Source organism: Pseudonocardia xinjiangensis (genome assembly GCF_050948425.1).
Classification (GTDB): Bacteria; Actinomycetota; Actinomycetes; order Mycobacteriales; family Pseudonocardiaceae; genus Pseudonocardia; species Pseudonocardia xinjiangensis.
In genome coordinates, this window is sequence record NZ_CP192009.1 from 892,636 (window position 1) to 912,930 (window position 20,295).

The 20,295-nt window shown below is 71.3% G+C and carries 19 protein-coding genes and 1 pseudogene; 6 read left to right on the top strand and 14 right to left on the bottom strand.

Annotated features, from left to right (window positions below; translation table 11 throughout):
- Nucleotides 1-7 precede the first annotated feature (7 nt).
- The 9 genes from ACQPZA_RS04385 to ACQPZA_RS04425 form a co-directional block, all read right to left on the bottom strand.
- Entirely contained in the window at nt 8-841 is an 834-nt protein-coding gene (locus ACQPZA_RS04385) for an SCO6745 family protein (RefSeq protein WP_433278590.1), read from the bottom strand.
- 84 nt (nt 842-925) lie between these two features.
- Nucleotides 926-1,945: an LLM class flavin-dependent oxidoreductase gene (locus tag ACQPZA_RS04390; RefSeq protein ID WP_433278591.1), complete on the bottom strand. Its 1,020-nt coding sequence runs from the start codon at nt 1,943-1,945 to the stop codon at nt 926-928.
- A gap of 87 nt (nt 1,946-2,032) precedes the next feature.
- A complete protein-coding gene (locus ACQPZA_RS04395; protein ID WP_433278593.1) occupies nt 2,033-2,416 on the bottom strand; it encodes a VOC family protein in 384 nt (127 codons plus the stop codon).
- Nucleotides 2,417-2,705: 289 nt separating this feature from the next.
- Nucleotides 2,706-3,422: a hypothetical protein gene (locus ACQPZA_RS04400; protein WP_433278595.1), complete on the bottom strand. Its 717-nt coding sequence runs from the start codon at nt 3,420-3,422 to the stop codon at nt 2,706-2,708.
- Between the two features lie 705 nt (nt 3,423-4,127).
- On the bottom strand, nt 4,128-5,894 hold the full coding sequence (locus tag ACQPZA_RS04405; protein ID WP_433278596.1) for an MOSC domain-containing protein: 1,767 nt from the start codon (nt 5,892-5,894) through the stop codon (nt 4,128-4,130).
- A 151-nt stretch (nt 5,895-6,045) separates the two neighbouring features.
- On the bottom strand, nt 6,046-6,453 hold the full coding sequence (locus tag ACQPZA_RS04410) for a rhodanese-like domain-containing protein (protein WP_433278598.1): 408 nt from the start codon (nt 6,451-6,453) through the stop codon (nt 6,046-6,048).
- Nucleotides 6,450-7,595: an LLM class flavin-dependent oxidoreductase gene (locus ACQPZA_RS04415; RefSeq protein WP_433278600.1), complete on the bottom strand. Its 1,146-nt coding sequence runs from the start codon at nt 7,593-7,595 to the stop codon at nt 6,450-6,452. Before ACQPZA_RS04415 ends, ACQPZA_RS04410 begins: the two co-directional genes overlap by 4 nt.
- Complete coding sequence (locus tag ACQPZA_RS04420) at nt 7,592-8,977, bottom strand: NtaA/DmoA family FMN-dependent monooxygenase (protein WP_433278602.1); 1,386 nt, start codon at nt 8,975-8,977, stop codon at nt 7,592-7,594. Before ACQPZA_RS04420 ends, ACQPZA_RS04415 begins: the two co-directional genes overlap by 4 nt.
- A 26-nt stretch (nt 8,978-9,003) precedes the next feature.
- Nucleotides 9,004-10,188, bottom strand: coding sequence for an LLM class flavin-dependent oxidoreductase (locus ACQPZA_RS04425; RefSeq protein WP_433278604.1), 1,185 nt, complete (start codon nt 10,186-10,188; stop codon nt 9,004-9,006).
- A 433-nt stretch (nt 10,189-10,621) separates the two neighbouring features.
- Here ACQPZA_RS04425 and ACQPZA_RS04430 point away from each other — a divergent pair, with 433 nt between their 5' ends.
- Complete coding sequence (locus ACQPZA_RS04430; RefSeq protein ID WP_433278606.1) at nt 10,622-11,230, top strand: DsbA family oxidoreductase; 609 nt, start codon at nt 10,622-10,624, stop codon at nt 11,228-11,230.
- Here the strand turns inward: ACQPZA_RS04430 and ACQPZA_RS04435 are convergent.
- Together ACQPZA_RS04435 and ACQPZA_RS04440 are read right to left on the bottom strand one after the other, a co-directional pair.
- On the bottom strand, nt 11,205-12,320 hold the full coding sequence (locus tag ACQPZA_RS04435; protein WP_433278607.1) for a sensor histidine kinase: 1,116 nt from the start codon (nt 12,318-12,320) through the stop codon (nt 11,205-11,207). The two genes, ACQPZA_RS04430 and ACQPZA_RS04435, sit on opposite strands and share 26 nt — an antisense overlap.
- Nucleotides 12,321-12,352: 32 nt before the next feature.
- The gene (locus ACQPZA_RS04440; RefSeq protein ID WP_433278608.1) at nt 12,353-13,027 is read right to left on the bottom strand and encodes a response regulator transcription factor; all 675 of its coding nucleotides are present in this window, start codon (nt 13,025-13,027) and stop codon (nt 12,353-12,355) included.
- Between the two features lie 136 nt (nt 13,028-13,163).
- Here ACQPZA_RS04440 and ACQPZA_RS04445 point away from each other — a divergent pair, with 136 nt between their 5' ends.
- The 4 genes and pseudogenes from ACQPZA_RS04445 (at nt 13,164) to ACQPZA_RS04460 (ending at nt 16,197) form a co-directional block, all read left to right on the top strand.
- Entirely contained in the window at nt 13,164-13,751 is a 588-nt protein-coding gene (locus ACQPZA_RS04445; RefSeq protein ID WP_433278610.1) for a M15 family metallopeptidase, read from the top strand.
- A gap of 96 nt (nt 13,752-13,847) precedes the next feature.
- Entirely contained in the window at nt 13,848-14,546 is a 699-nt protein-coding gene (locus ACQPZA_RS04450) for an alpha/beta fold hydrolase (protein WP_433278612.1), read from the top strand.
- A gap of 78 nt (nt 14,547-14,624) precedes the next feature.
- Complete coding sequence (locus ACQPZA_RS04455) at nt 14,625-14,960, top strand: YciI family protein (RefSeq protein WP_433278614.1); 336 nt, start codon at nt 14,625-14,627, stop codon at nt 14,958-14,960.
- Nucleotides 14,957-16,197, top strand: a pseudogene (locus ACQPZA_RS04460) (RNA polymerase sigma factor). Before ACQPZA_RS04455 ends, ACQPZA_RS04460 begins: the two are co-directional and overlap by 4 nt.
- Nucleotides 16,198-16,269: 72 nt before the next feature.
- On the opposite strand, the gene ACQPZA_RS04465 reads toward ACQPZA_RS04460, so the two are convergent.
- Both ACQPZA_RS04465 and ACQPZA_RS04470 read right to left on the bottom strand, forming a co-directional pair.
- On the bottom strand, nt 16,270-17,328 hold the full coding sequence (locus ACQPZA_RS04465; protein ID WP_169399307.1) for a 3-deoxy-7-phosphoheptulonate synthase: 1,059 nt from the start codon (nt 17,326-17,328) through the stop codon (nt 16,270-16,272).
- Nucleotides 17,329-17,484: 156 nt separating this feature from the next.
- Complete coding sequence (locus tag ACQPZA_RS04470) at nt 17,485-18,174, bottom strand: DUF2848 domain-containing protein (RefSeq protein WP_433282674.1); 690 nt, start codon at nt 18,172-18,174, stop codon at nt 17,485-17,487.
- Between the two features lie 104 nt (nt 18,175-18,278).
- Here ACQPZA_RS04470 and ACQPZA_RS04475 point away from each other — a divergent pair, with 104 nt between their 5' ends.
- Nucleotides 18,279-19,643, top strand: a complete 1,365-nt coding sequence (locus tag ACQPZA_RS04475) for an MFS transporter (RefSeq protein WP_169399306.1) — start codon at nt 18,279-18,281, stop codon at nt 19,641-19,643.
- On the opposite strand, the gene ACQPZA_RS04480 is transcribed toward ACQPZA_RS04475, so the two are convergent.
- The gene (locus tag ACQPZA_RS04480) at nt 19,615-20,274 is read right to left on the bottom strand and encodes a GntR family transcriptional regulator (protein WP_433278616.1); all 660 of its coding nucleotides are present in this window, start codon (nt 20,272-20,274) and stop codon (nt 19,615-19,617) included. The two genes, ACQPZA_RS04475 and ACQPZA_RS04480, sit on opposite strands and share 29 nt — an antisense overlap.
- Between the last annotated feature and the right edge of the window lie 21 nt (nt 20,275-20,295).

Sequence of the window (20,295 nt, forward strand, 5' to 3'; positions counted from 1 at the left end):
CCGTTCGTCAGCGCGATCCCGCAGCCACCAGTGTCGCGGTGATGGGTTCGAGCTCGGCGATCAGCTCGTCGAGCTCGGCGGGGGAGAGGGCGTCGTACGGCGGGACGGCGAGCTCGTCGGTCAGGGCTTCGATGCGTTGCTTGGTCTCACGGCCGGCGTCGGTGAACCAGCCGTCGGCGTCGACGAGCCCGCGCTCGCGCAGGCCGGCCATGACCTCGGCCAGCCGCTCCTTCGGCAGGTGGTGGATGCGCCCGAACGACTCCGGCGGGTGGATGCCCTGCTCCAGCGCGGACAGCACGTGGGCCTCCGCACCGCCGATGCGCGCGCCGAGGAGAGCGGCGACGTGCCCGTCCCCGCGGTGCTCGCGGAGCATGGTCGCGGAGTGCCACAGCCGGGTGACCGGGTCGCTGGGCACCGGAAGGGCACGCCACCCGGCGTACAGCACCCGACCTTGGGTCGGCGCGCTCGTAGCGGCCGTGGTGGTCAGGTCGGCGGCGCGCGCCAGGCCGGGGGACTCAGCCAGCTCCTCGCCGACGATCCGCCGTAGGGAGGCTGCGCTGCCTCGTTGCCACGCGGCGAAGGAGACCTCCGGCGGGACCGTCTCCCACGCGCTCGGGATGTGCCGCGCTGCCTCCCCTTCGGCGAAGCTGTAGAAGGCCGCGTGCACGACCTGTGCCGGCACCCGTCCCAGTGGCGCGGCGCGGCTGGCGAAGTAGCCGTCCCAGTAGGTGCGGTGGCCGAGCGCGGCCAGCTCCTCGTTGGATTCGTCGGCGAAGTAGGTGACGAGGCAGATCGGCTCGAGGAGTTCGAACATGCGGCGGGCCGTTGTCGTGGTGGGCATGACTGATCCGACCCGGCGAGCGCCCCGGACTCATCGGTTCCGTCGGGGAGAAGTCGACCACTGCGCCGCCTGCTCAGCGCCGGATCAGCGCCAGCCCAGCTCGGGGGCGAGGTGGGTGAGGACGCTCTCGATGACGTGGGCGTTGTACTCGACGCCCAGCTGGTTGGGCACCGTCAGCAGGAGCGTGTCCGCAGCGGCGATCGCCTCGTCCTCGGCGAGCTCGGCGACCAGCTTGTCCGGCTCACCCGCATACGTCCGGCCGAACCGGGCGTTGCCGCCGTCCAACCGGCCGACCTGGTCGGTGCTGTCCCGCTGCTGCCAGAAGAGCTGCCGATCGAGGTCGTTGACGATCGGGAAGATGCTGCGGCTGACCGAGACGCGCGGCTCGCGGTTGTGCCCAGCGGCCTCCCAGGCGGTCCGGAACCGCTGGATCTGCTCGGCCTGGAGCTGGTGGAAGGGGACGCCGGTGTCCTCGGTGAGCAGCGTCGAGCTCATCAGGTTCAGCCCCTGCTCGGCCGTCCACTCCGCGGTCGCCCGGTTTCCCGCGCCCCACCAGATCCGGTCCCGCAGACCCGGCGAGTGCGGCTCGACCCGCAGCAGGCCCGGCGGGTTGGGGAACATCGGGCGCGGGTTGGGCCGGGCGAAGCCCTCGCCCTTGAGCACCTCGAGGAACACCTTGGTGTGCTCGCGCGCCATGTCGGCATCGCTCGTGCCCTCCGGCGGCACGTGCCCGAAGTAGCGGAAGCCGTCGATCACCTGCTCGGGTGATCCGCGGCTGATACCCAGTTGCAGCCGACCACCGGAGATGAGATCGGCGGCACCGGCGTCTTCCGCCATGTAGAGCGGGTTCTCGTACCGCATGTCGATCACGGCCGTGCCCAGCTCGATCCGGTTGGTCCGCGCCCCGGCCGCGGCCAGCAGCGGGAACGGGGAGGCGAGCTGCTGGGCGAAGTGGTGGATCCGGAAGTACGCGCCGTCGGCGCCCGCCTCCTCCGCGGCGACTGCGAGCTCGATCGACTGCACCAAGGCATCCGCCGCTGACCGCACCATCGAGTGCGGCTCCGCCGACCAGTGCCCGAAGGAGAGGAACCCTATCTTCTTCACCCTGCAATCAACTCGGCAGCGACGAGCGGCATTCCGCGCCCCAGCCCCACCATGTCGATCTCGTTTGCTCGCCCCGATGAATCGGGATCAGCCCTCGTCCAGGCAGAGGCAGAAGGGGTGGCCCGCCGGGTCGAAGAGCACCCGGACGTTCCCCTGCGGTTGCTCGTCTGCCTCCGTCGCTCCGAGAGCGAGAGCATCGGCGACCGCCGAATCCAGGTCGCCGACCTGGAAGTCGAAGTGCATCATCGGGCGCTGCTGCCCGTCCACGGGCGGCCAGACGGGGGCCCGGTAGTCGCTCGCCTGCTGGAACACGAGGTAGACGGAGCCTTGGGGGGCGGCGATGATCGCCGTTCCCGGTTGCTCGTGACCGATGGGCCAACCCAGCAACTCGGAGTAGAACCTCGCCAGGACGCCGGGATCAGGCGCTTCGATGGAGGTCCCCCACCACATACCGGCCATTCGAGAGCGCACCCGCGCAGCCTGGCGCTGTGGATCACACACGTCAACAGGAAGTCCTGGTCGAAGCCGAATTGTCGCCGGACCTCGGCCGACATCCGCTACCGGTCGACCGCCGCCGGTTTCGGCGAGCCCGGCGAAAAGCGCCGGCACGGCTCGTTCGTACGGTCGTTCCGCCAGCGCCGTGCGGTAGAGATCGGCATAGCTGTCGGCCACCGTGTCGTAGGAGTCGCGGGTGTCGGACAACCATCCGTCGGTGATCACCGGTCGATGCTAGATGCGTGCCGGTGATCGTTTCGGGGCGTCAGCAGGCCAGGTTGGAGTCGAAGCCGCCGTCCTGGCTGAACTGCACCAGCTTGGTCCGGCCCCCGGTGAAGCTCGTCGTGCACGTCGTCCTCGCCCTGTCGCTGGTCCCGTACGTCGCGATCCACAACGGTGCGTCGTCCAACGGGAACAGTGGCGTGAACTGCGGCTTCCACGCCGCTCGGTAGCCGTCCGCGGAGGCGGCGGTGTACCCACCGGTGATCTGGCGCCACTGGTAGGCGGTGGAGTACAGCCCGACCTCGGTCACTCCGTGGCTCAGGAGGAAGTCGGCCATGCCCTGCAACATGGCGGTGTTGGAACTGCCGTCGCCGTTCCATTTGTTGGCGATTTCCACGTCGAGCCACCAGATGTGCCTGGTCACCGAGCCGTCGAGCTGTGTCGCGCTGTCGAACGCGTTTGCTGCCGCATGCCAGCCGTAGTCGTAGGAGCACCCGGGATCCGTTTTCGAGGTGCCGTCGTTGCAGAGCACCGGATCGGCGGCACCGGAGTGTGGCCAGTAGTCGGAACTGCTCGGGGCCGGATTACTCGTATTGACGTAGACCGCCGCTTCGAAAGGCCGGCCGGCAGCCCACTGGTACTGCGCGGCGAAACAGGGGTTGATGGAGAACGGGCGCCCTTTGTTGATCCCGACGATGCCGAAGGCGCTGTTCGAGGGGAGCGTGCCGCCGCACTGGGGGTGGGACACGTCCTGCCCCACGCCGCCGGAGGGAGTGTCGTTCCGGAGATCACGGACGGGAGCGGCGGGGCCGACGGGAGTTGTCGCTCGGGCTGGGGAGGCCTGCGTGTCGCCGTGGGGGGGAGCCGTGGGTTGGCCAGGGGAAGCCTGAGGGCTGACGGGAACGGGCGAGGGCCGGCTCGGCGGGGTCTGCGGCCGGCCGGGGGGAGCGGTGGCGCCACCGGTCGGGGGATCGGCCCATGCGGCCGACGCCACGAGCGCCGTGCTCAGCGTCGCCAGCGCCACCATCAGCACGATCGTCCGTGTCCACATTCGAACCAGGGCCCGACGCATCTTGTCCATTCCCCTACCGCCAGCAGCGGGCGGGCGGTCTTTTCGCCGTCGCGATGCCGATCGGGTCGGGAGTGCGGATGTGTTCCCCACGGGGTGGCCGGGTGGACGGAATCATGGGTCAAGAGGTTAATCCCGAAGGCCGCCCGCGGACGGTCGGCGTGGCCCATTTCATCTGAACTTCGACGTTCTGCTGCGCGGTGTCAGGTGCTAGTGCCGACCGGGACGATTCGATCAGAAACGTGCACACCGGCCGCATTTGCTTCCATATCGAAAACGTATCGGGATATCCGCAGATGGCGCCTGTTTCACCGAGAACAGCGACGTGGACACATGTCGCTGTTCCAGCACTCGTTCAGCACCCACATGTGTCCATGTCGCGGGGCGGGCGCGACCTCAGAGGTCGAGGACGACGTCGTCCTCCGGCCGGGAGCAGCAGATCAGGAGGTTGCCGGCACCGGCCGGCTCCACCGGTTCGGGCGAGTAGGCGACGGTGCCGGACAGCAGCCCCGACTCGCAGGTATGGCAGATGCCGGTGCGGCAGGACCAGCGGGTGGGCACGTCGCACGCCTCTGCCAGTTCGAGCAGGGTGGCGTGGTCGCCGTCCCACCGCACGGCGAGGCCGCTGCGGGCGAAGGAGACGGAGGGCCCGGTGCCGGGTGGGCCCGGGGGCGGGTGCGGCGCCCGGGTGGCGCCGGCGGCGATGCCGGGGGTGAGGGCGGCGCCTGCGCCGAAGAGTTCCGTGTGGGTCCGGGCGGGATCGATGCCGAACTCGGCCAGCGCCGGGACGAGGCCCTCCATGAACGCGGACGGCCCGCACAGGTAGGCGTCTGCCGTCCGGGGCACGCCGAGGCGGTCGAGCAGGTCGACGGAGAGCCGTCCAGCGCTCTGGTAGTCGATGCCGGGACGGTCCTCGGGCGCCGGTTGGCTGTAGGTGACATAGCCGTGCGCACGGGGCAGCGCGTCGAGCAGGGTGCGGCTCTCGCGGGCGAAGGGGTGCTCCGCGCCGTTGCGCGCGCCGTGCAGCCACCACACCTCACGGTCGGAGTGCTCGGCGGCCAGTTCGTGGAGCATCGCGAGGACGGGGGTGACGCCGACTCCGGCCGACAGCAGCAGGACCGGTGCGTCGCCGTCGCGGAGGGTGAAGGTGCCGCGCGGCGCGGCGACGTCGATGGAGTCACCGGCACGGACGTGCGTGTGCACGTAGGCGCCTGCCACCCCGTGGGGCTCCCTCTTGACGCTGATGCGGTACTCCGGATCGCCGGGACTACCCGAGAGCGAGTAGCTGCGGATGACCGGCGGACCGTCCGGGTCGGGGCGCAGGCGCACGGTGAGGAACTGGCCCGGTTGTGCGGTCGGCAGGGGGGACCGGTCGGTGGCCGCCAGCCGCAGCGACACCACCTGGCGGCTCTCGGCGTCGACGCCGACCACCTGCAGGGGGCGGAACCCGGACCAGGCGGGCGGCGGGCTGCCGGCAACGCCCGACAGCCCGGGGTTGCCCGCTCCGGCGTGGTCGCCGTCGGCCTGGTCCAGCAGTGCCTGCATGGACGTCCGCCAGCCGGGGCTGAGCGCGGGGATCCGCAGGGCGCGTTCGAGCTGCGGGCGCGGGTGGTCGTGCAGGTAGAGGAGGGCGTCGATGTCCGCCACGGTCATGCGCTCGGGGCCGGACGCGAGCTTGACGATCTCGTCGCCCGCCTGCACCTCCCCTTCCTCCACGACGCGGAGGTAGAAGCCGGGCCGGTGGTGGGCCACGAGGAGGGCGGGCATCTGCGGCTCCCCCAACCGCAGGCCCACCCGGTAGCAGGTGACCCGCGGCTGGGTGACCTCGAAGACCGCCTCCCCGATCCGGTAGCGGTCGCCGATGCAGACCTCGTCGTCGGGCAGCCCGTCGACGGTGAAGTTCTCACCGAACTGCCCGGGCACGAAATCGTCGCGCCCGAGCACCTCCTGCCAGTAGCGGTAGGAGTCGAGCTGGTAGACGAGCACGGCCCGGTACTCACCGCCGTGCCCGCCCAGGTCGCCCTGGCCGTCCCCGTCGATATTGGTCCGGCGGGCCATCCGCGGCCCCTCGACCGGGTGTTTCCAGACGCCGGTGTACACCGTGCGACCCTGCCACGGCACATCCTGCGGCAGCCCGACGTTCAGCGTGGACAACGTTGGCATCGGGGCCCTCGCAGCGTGGTTGCGGATATCCTCGGAGCAGTCCGATCAGCACATATCGTGCATTTCCCGATACGGCGTGTGCATTCATTACCGCCGAGAACCCGGACAGTATAATTCGCCGAACGATCCGCTGATCGCAATATCTGCGAGCTCAGTCCTGCGGTGTCGCGGCGGGTTCCAGTACGGGAAGTCCCGCCGCCTGCCACGCAGGGAAGCCGCCTTCGACGTGCACGACGTCGCGGAAGCCCATGGCCAGCAGGGCGGCGGCCGATGGCCCGGAGCCCAGCACGGAACCGCAGATCACCACGATCGGGAGGTCGAGGGACGTCACGGCGGGCAGGTGCGTGTCGGACGCGAGGTCGAATGCGGAGGCGACCGCGGACTTGTCCACCACGGTGGCGCCCGGGATCTCACCGGCGCCGGCCCGGCCGGCTGCGCTGCGGACGTCGACGAGGAGCGCGCCCGCGTCCACGCGCCGCGCCGCCTCGGCGGCGGTGACGAGCGGGGCGAGGGCACCGGCTTCCTCGAGCGTGGGCCCAGCCTGGCTGGTGTCGGTCATGCTCGTGCTCCTTGCCGGCGGGGTGCGTTGTTGTCGTCGGGGTGCTCGACGGCGGTGAAGCCGGCCGCGCGGCCGCGGTCCTGCGGTCCCCACAAGGTGGTGGAGACCTCCCGGCGCACCAGTGGCATCACTTCCTCGGCGAACCGCGTGAGCACCTCCTGCTGCTGCTCGTAGGGCAGCATCGGGAACACCGAGACCGACTGGACGTCGTGGCGGTAGGCCTTGTGGTAGTCGAGGATCTTCGCCGCCACCCGCTCGGGGTTGCCCACCAGCGCGGGCCCGTGCGCCACGGCCTCCTCGATCGTCGCGAACGAGGTGGCCTTGCCGGGGCGGTTGTCGCCTGCGTGCGCCGCCCGCATCCTGGTGGCGATGGCCTCGTAGATGGGCCGGTACTGCTCGATCGCCTCCGCGTCGGTGTCAGCGAGGAAGAGGCCGCCGGACCCGGAGCCCACGTAGCCGACGGCCGGGTCGTGCCCGTTGGCCTCGAGCTGCTCGCGGTAGCGGTTGATCAGCACCAGGTAGTTCTCACGGGGCTGCAGCGCGTTGGCCGAGAAGATCGGGTCACCCCACTTGGCGGCGAGGTCGACCGCCGCTGTCGAGGTGGCCGACCCGTGCCAGATGCGGAACGGCCCGGAGAACGGCCGCGGGTACGTGGTGACCTCGTGGAGGTCGGCGTGATGGGTGCCCTGCCAGGAGACCTTCTCCTCCCTCAGCAGCAGGCGCAGCAGCTCGTAGTTCTCGGTGAGGTACTCGTACTGCTTCTCGAGCTGCAGCCCGAAGAGCGGGAAGTGCTTGTCCTCGTTGCCCTTCCCGATGACGATCTCCAGCCGGCCCCCGGAGAGCTGGTCGATCGTGGCGTAGTCCTCGGCGACACGCACGGGGTCGAGCAGCGACAGCACCGTGACGCCGGTGCTCAGCAGGATCCGGTCGGTGGCGTTGGCGAGCGCCCCGAGCAGCACCGTCGGCGCGGACGAGACGAACTCACCCGCGTGCCGCTCACCCACGGCGTAGGAGTCGAAGCCGAGCCGCTCGGCGAGCACCGCGGTCTCCACCACGCGCCGGAGGCGCTCGTGCACGCTGATGATCTCGCCCGTCACGGGGTGGGGGGTGTGCGGGACGATGTCGAGAATCTGGAACCTCACGAGCGGACCCCTTCTGCGGCGGACCTTTCTGCGGCGGAGCGGACAGGAGCGAGCCCCAGGTGCTCGCGCAGCGTGGTGCCCTCGTACTCGGCGCGGAACGCGCCGCGCTCCTGCAGCAGCGGGACGACCGTGTCGGCGAACTCGTCGAGGCCGCCGGGCGTGATGTGCGGGACCAGCACGAACCCGTCGCTCGCGTCGGTCTGCACGAACTCGTCGAGCGCGTCGGCGACCTTGGCGGGAGTTCCGATGAACGACTGCCGGCCGCTGACCTGGATGATGAGCTCCCGGATCGAGAGCCCCTTCTCCTCGGCCAGTGCGCGCCACTCGCGCGCGGTGGCGATCGGGTCCCGGTGCTGGCGCACGCTCGCCCGGCCGCGCGAGATGTGGCTCTCCCCGACCAGCGGGTCGCTCTCCGGGAGCGGGCCGTCGGGGTCGTAGGCCGAGAGGTCCCGGTTCCACAGCTGTTCGAGGAACTTGATCGCGGTCTGCCCGCTCACCTGCTGGTGGCGGATGACGTCGGCCTTCTCGTGCGCCTCGGCGTCGGTGTCGCCGAGCACGAACGTCGCCGCCGGCATGATCTTGAGGTCGTCGGCTGAGCGGCCGTACTTCGCGAGCCGGGCCTTCACGTCGGCGTAGAAGGCCCGACCGGCCTCCAGCGTGCCGTGCCGCGTGAAGATGGCGTCCGCGCCGGACGCGGCGAACTCGCGGCCCTCCTCGGAGTCGCCCGCCTGCAGGATCACCGGGCGCCCCTGCGGGCTGCGCGGCACGCTGAACCGGCCGCCGATGTCGAACTGGTCGGACGTGATGCGGAACCGGCCGGCGTCCGGGTCGGCGAGGAAGGTGCCCGACGCGGCGTCGGCGACGATCTCGTCGCCCGACCAGGAGTCCCACAGCTCCTGGGCAGCGGCCAGGAACTCCTTCGCCCGCAGGTAGCGCTTCTCCTGGGGTAGGAACCCGCCCCGGCGGAAGTTCTCCCCGGTGAACTCGTCCCACGACGTCACGACGTTCCACGCTGCTCGTCCGCCGGAGAGGTGGTCGAGCGAGGCGAACTGGCGGGCGACCTCGTACGGCTCGTTGAAGGTGGAGTTGATGGTGCCGGCGAGCCCCAGCCGGTCGGTGACCGCGGCGAGCGCGGCCAGCACCGTGAACGTGTCCGGGCGGCCCATCACGTCGAGGTCGTAGATCTCCCCGTTCTGCTCGCGCAGCCGCAGCCCCTCGGCGAGGAAGAGGAAGTCGAACTTCGCCCGTTCGGCCGTGCGCGCGAAATGGGTGAACGACCGGAAGTCGATGTGGCTGCCGCCTGCCGGGTCACTCCACACCGTGGTGTTGTTGACGCCCGGGAAGTGGGCGGCGAGATGGATCTGCTTGCGTGGCGTGCTCATCGTCGCGTGTCCTCTTCTCGTGGCTCTCAGGCCGCCGCGTACCGGTTGGCGGGGCGGGACAGGCCGAGCAACCCGCGCAGGGTGTCCGCCTCGTACGCGGTGCGGAAGGCGCCGCGGCGCTGCAGTTCCGGCACCAGGCCGCCGGTGATCATCGGCAGGTCGTGCGCGACCCCGGCCGGGCGCAGGCGCACCCCGCTCAGCCCGGCGTCGCGCCACTCCAGCACCACGTCGGCGAGCTGCGCCGGAGTGCCCGTGAAGATCCGCGCGTCACTGGTGAGCTCGGCACCGGCCAGCTCGTCCAGGCGGGCCTTCCGGTCGGTGGCCGCGGCCGCGTCCTCGTCGAGGAACACCAGCAGGTCACCCAGGACGTGCACCGTGTCGTCGGCGCGGCCCGCGGCGGCCTGTTCGGTGTGGATCTCCCGGAGGATCGCCTCGATGTCCGACGGGCCCTGCGGGGTGACGAACCCGACGTCGGCGGCGCGGGCGAGCAGCCGGTAGGCGACGGTCCGGTGGGCGAGCGCGCTGACGATGGGTTGACCCTGCGGCGGCCGTGGCGTGATCGACGGCCCGCGGACGGAGAACTGCGCGCCGTCGAAGTCGATGTAGTGCAGCTTGTCCCGGTCGACGAACCGCCCGGTGGCGACGTCACGGATCTCCGCGTCGTCCTCCCAGGAGTCCCAGAGCCTGCGCAGGACCTCGACGTAGTCGGCGGCCTCGTCGAACAGGTCGGCGAGCGCGTCGTCCTCGAGCCGGACGGGCGGGATCTCGCGACGGCCGAACAGCGCGGCCTCGTCGGGCCGGGCCGAGACCCGGACCCGCACCCCGGCGCGGCCCGTGCTGACGTAGTCGAGGGTGGCGATCGCCTTGGAGACGTGGAACGGCTCGGTGTGGGTGGCGACCGCGGTCGGGACGAGGCCGATGTGCTCGGTCAGCGGTGCCACCCTGGCCGCGACGAGCACCGCGTCCAGCCGGCCCCGGACCCGGTCGGTGCGCGCGTCCGGTTCGAACCGGTGCTCGGACTGCAGCACGAGGGAGTCCTCGATCGTCACGAGATCCAGGAGTCCCCGCTCCGCCTCCTGCACCAGGTCGGTCCAGTACGCGGCGGTCAGCAGCTCGGCAGGCCGGGCGCCGGGCTCGCGCCAGGAGGCCGGATGCCAGCCGGTGCCGTCGAGTGCCACGGCGAGGTGCAACGTGGACTGTGGTTCACCCATCGAGATCATCGCTCCTCTGTGCGATGCGGACGCGCGCAGGAGCGGGGACGGACGTCCCGGTCGTGCGACGCGCACTGGAAGAGCTGGAGTCGTGGCTCACGGGCTCGGATGAGCGGGAGCGGTCAGCCCCGACAGCTCGCGCTCGCCACCCGGAGGAGATCGACGTGCAGTCTGTGAGCCGCACAGAACGACCTGTGTGCGCGCACCTGCGGCCTCCATCGCTTCCGGCGCGAGCACCCGCTCCGGCGGGGTTGTCGCGGCGTCGTCGAGCCGGGTCTCCCGGCCGCTCCGAACGGGTCCGGCCGGCAGGCCCTGACACGACTGTAGGGATCCGAGCCTGCTGCTTGTCAACCATCGAGTGTCCGCGTCACACGGGGTGGTCGGCAATGCGCGATCGGGGAATATCGGGGACGGCGCGCTGCGATCTCGAGGTATGACCACTGCTTTCGCCGTGACCTGGGACTACCGGTGCCCGTTCGCGCGCAATGCGCACGAGCACATCCTCACCGGCCTGGCCGCCGGAGCCGACTGGGACGTCCGGTTCCTGCCGTTCTCGCTCGGTCAGGTCCACGTGGAGGAGGGCGAGCCCGACGTCTGGGACGAGCCGGAGAAGGACTCCGGTCTCCTCGCACTGCAGGCCGGTGTCGTGGTGCGTGACGAGTTCGCCGAGCAGTTCCCCGAGGTCCACCGGGCGCTGTTCGCGGTGCGCCATGACGAGGCACTGCACCTCGACGACCGCGAGGTCGTGGCGCGAGCGCTCACCGAGCACGGCGTCCCCGCCGACACGGTGCTCGAGCGGATCGACTCCGGGGCGGCACTGGCCACCGTCCGCGCCGAGCACGAGCAGTTCGCCGCGTCCCACACCGTCTGGGGCGTGCCCACGTTCATCGCGGGCGATCAGGCCGCCTTCGTCCGGCTGATGGACCGGTCGCCCGCCGGCGCCGAGGCCGCCGTCTCCGTGCGGGCGGTGGAGCGGGTGGTGGACACGCTCACCGGCTGGCCCGACCTCAACGAGTTCAAGCACACGTCGATACCGCGCTGACCGGCGCGGGGGTGTGAAGGACGGCGGTGACGACGAGTCCGCCGCCGGGCCTCGGCTCCAGGGCGAGCGTGCCGTCGTGGGCGGCCACGATCCGTTCGACCAGGGCCAGCCCCAGCCCGTGGCCGGTCACCTGGCCCGCCACCCTGACGCGTCCCCCACCCCGGAGGAACGGCTCACTGAGCCGAGCGGCCGACTCGGGGGAGTACTCCGGTCCCGGGTTCTCCGTGCGGAGGACCACGGCGCCGGAAGCGGGGTCACGGCCGGTGCTGACGTATGCGGTTCCCGGCCGTGTGTTGTGGCGTATCGCGTTCTGGACGAGGTTGGTGACGAGCTGCTCGAGCAGGACGGGGTCGCCGAAGGTGGGCGCCGGTTCCAGCCGGCCGTGAACGGTCACCTGGTGGCGCGCCGCTTCGGTGTGCTGCTCGGTGAGCGACCGGTGCGCGACGCCGGCGAGATCCACCGGCACCGACGTGGCCCGGATGGAGGCGGCGTCGGCGTCGGCGAGCCGCAGCAGGGCGTCGGTGATCCGGATCGCGCGGTCGTTGGTGACCTGGAGCTGCTCGAGAAGCCTCGGGTGGTCCGGCTGCTCGGGACTCGACCGTGCGACGTCGAGCAGGGTCGCGGTGACGGCGAGCGGCGTGCGGAGCTCGTGCGAGGCGTTGGCCGCGAAGCGCTGCTGGGCGTCGAACGCGTCGCTCAGCCGGGTGAGCATGTGGTCGAAGTTGTCGGCCAGCTGACGGAACTCGTCGTTGCGGCCCACCAGGTTGATGCGGTGGTCGAGGTGACCGGTGGCGGCGATCTGCGCGGCCTCGTTGATCTGGTGCAGCGGCCGCAGCACCCAGCCGGCGAGTGCCCAGCCGCCGCCGAGGCCGATCGCGGCGAGAATCAGCAGGATGCCCCAGGAAATACTGAGCAGAGCGTCCAGGATCTCCCCACGCGCAGGCGCCCACGACGTGTCACGGGGGTTGGAGGCCGTGAGCGGATAGTTCGGGATGTACTTGATGATCACGTACGCCGCCGCCGCCGTGACGATTCCCGCGGCCACGAGGAACCCGGCGTAGCTCAGGGTCAGCCGCAGGCGGGCGCTCACCGGCCGCCGGTTCCTCACCCCCGCGGCCGGCGTCACGGCGTGGGGACCGGACGAGCGAGCCGGTAACCGACTCCGGAGACCGTCGCGATGAGATCGGGGTCGCCCAGCCGCTTGCGCAGCGTGGAGATCGTGACCCGCGGCGCGCTGGTGAAGGGGTCGGCGTTCTCGTCCCAGACCTTCTCCAGCAGTTCTTCGGCGCTGACCACGCCGCCGCGGGCGCGCATCAGGAGTTCGAGCACCGCGAACTGCTTTCTCGTCAGCTGGACGTACCGGCCGGCGCGGTACACCTCGCGCCGGTACGGGTCGAGCCGGACGTCCTGGTGCTCGAGTACCGGTGGCGCCGTCGCCGCCGGGCGGCGGGCCAACGAGCGCAGCCGGACCACCAGCTCCTCCAGCGCGAACGGTTTCGTCAGGTAGTCGTCGGCGCCGCTCTCGAACCCGGCCACCTTGTCCCGCAGCGTGGCCGCCGCGGTGAGCATCAGAACCCGCACCGTGGGGTGCTCGCGGGCCACGACGGCGCACACCTCGTCGCCGTGCGTCCCGGGGATGTCGCGGTCGAGCACGACGATGTCGTAGTCGTTGACGCCCAGGTGTTCCAGCGCGTCGTCGCCGTCGAGCGTGACGTCGGCCGTGATCGCGGCATGACGCAAGCCGGTCTGCAGCGCCTCCGCGAGGTAGGGCTCGTCCTCGACGATCAACACGCGCACACGGACCTCCAGGCCGACCCCGCTGACGCCGCGGCACGCTACCTCCGGCGATGTTGCGTCGATGTTGTGAAAGGAGTCGACGGTGGCGCAACAACAGCCATGTTGTGCTCCGGGAACCACCACAGGAGGTTCCTCAGTGCGACTGCCGATCCCGTTCCCGGCGCGTCGCCGCCGGCCGTTCGCGGTTCTGCCGGCCGCACTCGTGATCGTCTGTCTTGCCGCCGGGTGCACGGCGAAGGTCGACGGAACAGCAACCGCCGGGGCCGGGCCCGATTCGGCCTTCTCCGCTGCCGACGGGCTCATTCCGCAGGGGGAGACGGTGTCGCCGTTCGCCGATGTGCCGGCGATCGCGAATCTCGATCCCGCGCTCCGCGCGGCCGTGCAGCAGGCGGCCGGGGATGCCGCGGCGAAGAACGTCGAGATGCGGATCTCCTCCGGGTGGCGCAGCGAGCGCTATCAGAACTTCCTGCTGCAGCAGGCCACGAGCAGGTACGGCGGCGAGGAGGAGGCCCGCCGTTTCGTGCGGACCGCGGAGACGTCGAGCCATGTGACCGGGCACGCCGTGGACGTCCTGCCGACAAGGGCGGACGACTGGCTCATCCAGCACGGCGCCGCCTACGGCCTGTGCCAGTCCTACGCCAACGAGATGTGGCACTTCGAGCTGTCCGTCGCCCCCGGTGGCACCTGCCCCGCGCCGGCGTCCGACGCCGATGCCGCGGAATGAGCCAGAGTCGCGATCGACCCGCCGGTTCGCCGATGAGTTCCGGGTGCCCGGGTTGTCTCCTGTACGGCCCGGCCACCCGACGACGAGGACCTCCGCATGCGCACCCACGCGAGCCCCACCTTCGTACTGATCCCCGGTGCCGGGGGGAGCGCCTTCTACTGGCACCGGCTCGTCGAGGAACTGGCCGGCCGGGGGCGCGAGGCCGTCGCGGTCGAACTGCCCGGCGCGGACGACTCGGCCGGGCTCGCGGAGTACGCGGATGCCGTGGTGGCCGCGATCGGCGGCCGCACCGGGATCGTCCTGGTGGCCCAGTCGATGGGCGGGTTCACCGCGCCGCTCGTGTGCGAGCGCGTGCCGGTCGACCTGCTCGTCCTGCTCAACGCGATGGTGCCGGCGCCGGGCGAGACACCGGGAGAGTGGTGGGAGAACACCGGCCAGCCGCAGGCCCGGGCCGCCTACGCGGCGAGCGAGGGCAGGCCGGCAGACGGCGAGTTCGACGCCCTCGTCGAGTTCTTCCACGACGTCGCGCCCGAGGTGACGGCCGCCGTGCTCGCCCGGCGCGAGCCCGACCAGTCCGGCACACCGTTCGAGAAGCCGTGGCCGCTGGAGCGGTGGCCGGACGTTCCCACCCGGTTCCTGCAGGGCCGCGACGACCGTTTCTTCCCGCTGGAGTTCCAGCGGCGGGTGGTGGCGGAGCGGCTCGGCATACCCGTCGACGAGATGCCCGGTGGTCATCTCGTCGCGCTGAGCAGGCCCCGGGAGCTGGCCGACCGCCTGGAGACGTACCTGCTCTGAGATTTTCCGCCCGGGCTGTCGATCCCGGCGTCTCCCGATTGTCGTTGTGGCGACCGGACGGAAACGATGGAGGATCCCGTGCAGTACATGCTGTTGATCTGTGGCACCGACGATGCGCAGCCGGCGCCCGACCTGGACATGGCCGCCGCCACCGAGGCGTGGGTGAAGGAGATGGACGGCCGCGGCGTCCGCCTGCAGGGCAACCGGCTGCGCCCCGTCACGGACGCGACGACGGTCCGGGTGCGGGAGAGCGAGGTGCTGATCTCCGACGGCCCGTTCGCGGAGACCAAGGAACAGATGTTCGGCTTCGACCTGATCGAGTGCCAGGATCTCGACGAGGCGATCGAGGTGGCCTCGAAGCACCCCGTCGCGCAGTTCGGGATGATCGAGGTGAGGCCGCTCTGGACGGAGTGAACGGCGTCGCGGCGGCGGCAGAGGCCGTCGCCGCGACGTTCCGCGAGGAGTGGGGCCGGATCGTCTCCACCCTGATCCGGCTCACGGGCGACTGGGATCTCGCGGAGGAGTGTGCCCAGGAGGCGCTGGCTCAGGCGGTGGCCCGCTGGCCACGGGACGGCGTCCCCCGCAGCCCGGGAGCGTGGCTCACCACCACGGCGCGCAACCACGCGCTGAACCGCCTCCGCCGCAGCGCCCTGGAGGCGACCAAGCTGCGGGAGATCGCGCGAGAGCCCGTCGCTCACGAGGAGGCGGAGGGAAGTGCCGTGCAGGACGACCGGCTCCGGTTGATCTTCACCTGCTGCCATCCCGCACTCCCGCTCGAGGGCCGGGTGGCGCTCACCCTGCGCACCCTGGCCGGGCTCACCACGGCGGAGATCGCCAGGGCGTTCCTCGTGTCGGAGCCGACGATGGCGCAGCGCCTGGTGCGCACCAAACGCAAGATCCGGGAGGCCGGGATCCCGTTCCGCGTGCCGCCCGACCACCTACTGCCCGACCGGACGGCCGCCGTCCTCGGCGTGATCTACCTGCTGTTCAACGAGGGGTACGCCGCCGCGGCCGGTTCGGAACTGGTGCGCCACGACCTGTGCGCCGAGGCGCTCCGGCTCGCCCGCACGCTCGCCCGGCTGATGCTCGACGACCCCGAGGTCCTCGGCCTCACCGCACTCCTGCTCCTCCAGGACTCCCGGCGCGGGGCGCGGCTGGACCGCACCGGCGAACCGGTCACGCTGGAGGACCAGGACCGTTCCCTGTGGGACGGCGCCGCGATCGCCGAGGGGCTCGCGCTCCTCGACGCCGCGCTGCGGCGCGGGCAACCCGGGCCGTACCAGGTGCAGGCGGCGATCGCGGCCTGCCACGCCCAGGCGGAGCACGCAGCCGACACCGACTGGCCGCAGATCGCGGCGCTCTACGGGCGGCTCGTCGAGCTGATGCCGTCGCCGGTCGTGCGGCTCAACCGGGCCGTGGCCGTCGCCATGGCATATGGCTCGGGCGTCGGGTTGGAACTGGTGGACGAGCTGGCGGGCGAGCTCGCGGACTACCGCCTGCTCCCTGCCACCCGCGCCGACCTCCTCCGCCGCTCGGCCGCCACACGGAGGCGGCGGAGGCGTACCGGGCGGCACTGGAACGCACGGAGAGCGCGACGGAACACCGCTTCCTCACCCGCCGCCTCGCGGAGGTGACCGGGCCGCCGGGCTGACGGCCGCGCGGTGAGATGGACACCAGCGTTGTTGGCGCCGGAGACAGCAACGCTGGTGTCCATCTCGACCGGCTATCGGCGCGCGGCCACCGCTTTCGCGAGCTCGTCCAGCAGGTCGGCCGTGGTCGCCCAGTCCATGCAGGCGTCGGTGATGCTCTGGCCGCGGGTCATCGAGGGGCCGAGGTCCTGGCGGCCGGCGACGAGGAAGCTCTCCATCATCACCCCGGCCACGCCCGTCTCGCCGTGGGCGATGCGCCCGGCGATCTCGCCGACCACCTCCGCCTGCCGGACGTGGTCCTTGCCGCTGTTGCCGTGGCTGGCGTCGATGATCACGCGGGCGGGGAGGTCGGCGGACCGCAGCCGGTCCAGGGCGGCGGCCACCGAGGCGGCGTCGTGGTTCGGGCCGCCCGAGCCGCCACGCAGGATGACGTGGCAGTCCGGGTTGCCCGCCGTGGTGATCAGAGCGGCGAGGCCGTCGGGGTTGATCCCCATGAACACGTGGCTCGCGGCGGCGGCGCGCACCCCGTCCACCGCGACCTGGACGTCGCCCTCGGTCGAGTTCTTGATCCCCACGGGCATCGAGAGCGCGCTGCACAGCTGGCGGTGCACCTGGCTGGCCGCCGTCCGGGCGCCGATCGCGCCCCAGCTCACGGTGTCGGCGAGGAACTGCGGGGTGATCGGGTCGAGGAACTCGCAGCCCACGGGGAGGCCGAGCGCCGAGACGTCGAGCAGCAGCCGTCGCGCCGTCCGCAGCCCGGTGTTGACGTCGAACGTCTCGTCGAGCCCCGGGTCGTTGATCAGGCCCTTCCAGCCGACGGTGGAGCGCGGCTTCTCGAAGTAGGCCCGCATCACGACCCGGAGCTCGCCCGAGACGCGCGACGTGTGCTCGGCGAGGCGGTGGGCGTAGTCGAGCGCGGCGTCGGGGTCGTGGATCGAACACGGACCCACGACGACGATCAACCGGTCGTCACGGCCGTCGAGGATGTCGACGACCTCGGCGCGAGCCCGGGTGACGGTCTCGGCCACGACGGAGTCGATGGGGAGCTCGTGGCGCAGGAGGGCCGGGGACAGCAGGGGACTGATCCGGGTGGTGCGGTGCTCGTCCAGCGCGGGGACGGCGGCGAGGGTCATGACGTGGGCTCTCTTCTCAGCCGAGCCCGCCCGTCGAGATTCCCGCCGAGCCGGCTCGTGTCCGGCTCGTGGGGTGGAGGTCAGCGCAGCGGTTCGCCCGCCGACCCGTCACGGGCCGGAGCGGTAAACCAGTACAGGCGCTGCACGACGGCGACTCTAGCCGATCGGATCGAGCATGCGCTCGACGCGGTAGGAGAGCTCGAGCACCTTGCCGGTCACGGAGTCGGCGAGCTCCACCCGCCAGCAGTCGGCGAACTGGTCGACGCCGGGGAGCATCGCGACCGTTCCCGACAGCAGGACCGTGCCGGGCACCAGGAGGTCACCCAGCTCGTCCAGCCAGTACTTCGGCGGTAGCAGCGCGGCCAGCGTGGCCTCCTGGATCAGCTGCTCCTGGCCGCCGTCCCTGGTCACCCACGCGCGCAGCCACACGTCGTCGAGATGGTCCTCGACGTCGACGAGCCGCCAGGCGCCTCGGCCCAGGACGTCGAGGCCGGCGTTCTTGCTCCACGCGACGCCGTGCACCTCGAGCTCCCGGTCGGTGTGGTCAGAGGCGACGGTGAGCAGGAGGTCCTGCGGTGTAGCGCCCGCCACGACGAGCGCCCACTCGGCCTCACCGGAGGTTCGCTCGTGCTGGACAGGCACGTTGCCGACCTGCGCGGCGAGGTAGGGCGCCACCGGATAGAGGGCAGGTGTGGTCTTGGGCGCCGGCACGCCGAGCTCGGCCAGCTCGGCGACATGGGCCGCGACCTCGTCCTGGTCGCTGCCCGCGTAGCCGGCGTTGAGCAGCCTGGTCACGGTGACCGCGACGGTGGTGTCGTCCGGTAGGTGGAATACGAGGTCATTCAGCACGACTTCTCCAAAAGCTTGCGCATGCCGCTTGTATACAGCAAGTATTGCGGCTCCGGCGATCGCGTGTGCGTCTGCGCACCCGCCACCGACAGGAGGATTTGATGCCCGACCCCACACCCGGGGCCCCGGCACCGGAGATCGATCGGCGTTCGCTGACGCGAGCCTTCGCCGCGAGTCTCACCGGCACGTCGCTCGAGTGGTACGACTTCGCCGTCTACTCCGCGGCCGCTGCCCTGGTCTTCCCTCAGCTGTTCTTCCCCGGCTCCGACCCGCTCACCGGCACGCTCCTCGCGTTCTCGACCTACGCGGTGGGATACGTCTCACGCCCGCTCGGGGGGCTCGTCTTCGGGCGCCTCGGCGACGTCATCGGGCGCAAGCAGGTGCTCGTGCTCACGCTGCTCCTGATCGGGGTGGCGACGTTCCTGATCGGTCTCCTGCCCACCTACGCCTCGATCGGCGCGGCGGCCCCGGCCCTCCTCGTGGTGCTGCGGTTCGCGCAGGGCGTCGGTGTGGGCGGGGAGTGGGGCGGCGCGGTGCTGCTCTCCAGCGAGTTCGGCGAGCCGCGCAAGCGGGGGTTCTGGTCCTCGGCCGCCCAGATCGGGCCGCCTGCCGGCAACCTCCTGTCGAACGGCGTTCTGGCCCTGCTGACCCTCGCGATGTCGAACGAGGCGTTCCTCGCGTGGGGCTGGCGGATCGCGTTCCTGCTGTCGGCGGTGCTGGTCGCCTTCGGGCTGTGGATCCGGCTCAAGCTCGAGGACACCCCGGTGTTCCGCGCGATCCAGGCGCGGGGCGACCAGCCTGCGGCGCCGGTCGGCGAGGTCTTCCGCACGCAGCGCCGCGCGCTGGTCGCCGGGGTGCTCTGCCGGATCGGGCCCGACGTCACCTACGCGCTGTTCACCGTCTTCGTGATCACCTACGCGACCGGCGAGCTGGGCATGAGCCGCGGTCAGGTGCTCACGGCCATCCTCGTGGGCTCGGTGTTCCAGCTCGGGCTGATCCCGCTGGCGGGTGCCGTCTCCGACCGGGTCAACCGCCGGGTCCTCTACGCCTCCGCCGCGGTGTGCGCCGGGATCTGGCCGTTCCTGTTCTTCCCCGCCATGGGCGACTCCTCCATGCCGATGCTGGTCATCGGCACCATCGTGGGGCTGGGGCTGCACTCGTTCATGTACGGGCCGCAGGCCGCGTTCGTCACCGAGCAGTTCTCCACCAGGCTTCGCTACACCGGCAGCTCGCTCGCGTACACGATCGCGGGCGTGTTCGGCGGTGCCGTGGCGCCGCTGGTCTTCACCGCGCTGCTCGGCACCTCGGGATCCTGGGTGCCGGTGGCGGTCTACGTGCTGGTGGCGTCACTGCTGACGCTGGCCGGTCTGGCCATCGGGCGCGACCCCGACCCGGCGGAGGACGAGGCCTACCTCGTCCTGCGCGGCGAGGCGGCGGTCATGCCTCCAGGAACAGCCGCAAGGTGATCGCCAGGTGATCCTCGATCGCCGTGTGGGCCGCGGCCTCGTCGCCGGACTCCAGCGCGGCGACGATGCGGGCGTGCTCGTCGCACACCCCGCGCTGCCGATCGGCGGTGCGGAACATGGCCGCGACGCCCACCCGTACCTGGCGGGTGCGCAGGCCCGCGTAGGTGCGCGCGATGAGATCGTTGCGGGCGGCGTCCACGAGGACCTGGTGGAAGCGGCGGTCCCACTCGATGAACACCTGCGCGGTGGCCGGGTTGGCCACCGCGTCGGTGAACCGCTCCTGCTCCGCGAGGGCTTCGCGCATGGCCGCCAGCGGCACCGTGCCTTCGGTGAGGGTGACGGAGGCGGCGTGCCGTTCCAGCAGGCCGCGCAGCTCCATCAGCTCCTTGATCTGCCGTCCGGACAGCGGGGGCACGTACGCTCCCCGTTTCGGCACCATTTCGACCAGGCCCTCGGCGACCAACAGCAGCAGGGCCTCGCGCACCGGCGTCCGGGACACGCCGATGGCCTGGGCGAGCACACCCTCGTTGAGAAAGGTCCCTTGCACTGCCGGATCGATCAGCACCGTTTCCCTGAGGTGACGGTAGGCGCGATCGCGCCCCGACTCGGGGGACGGGTCCGCTGCTTGCATGCAACATGTATACAGTAACCG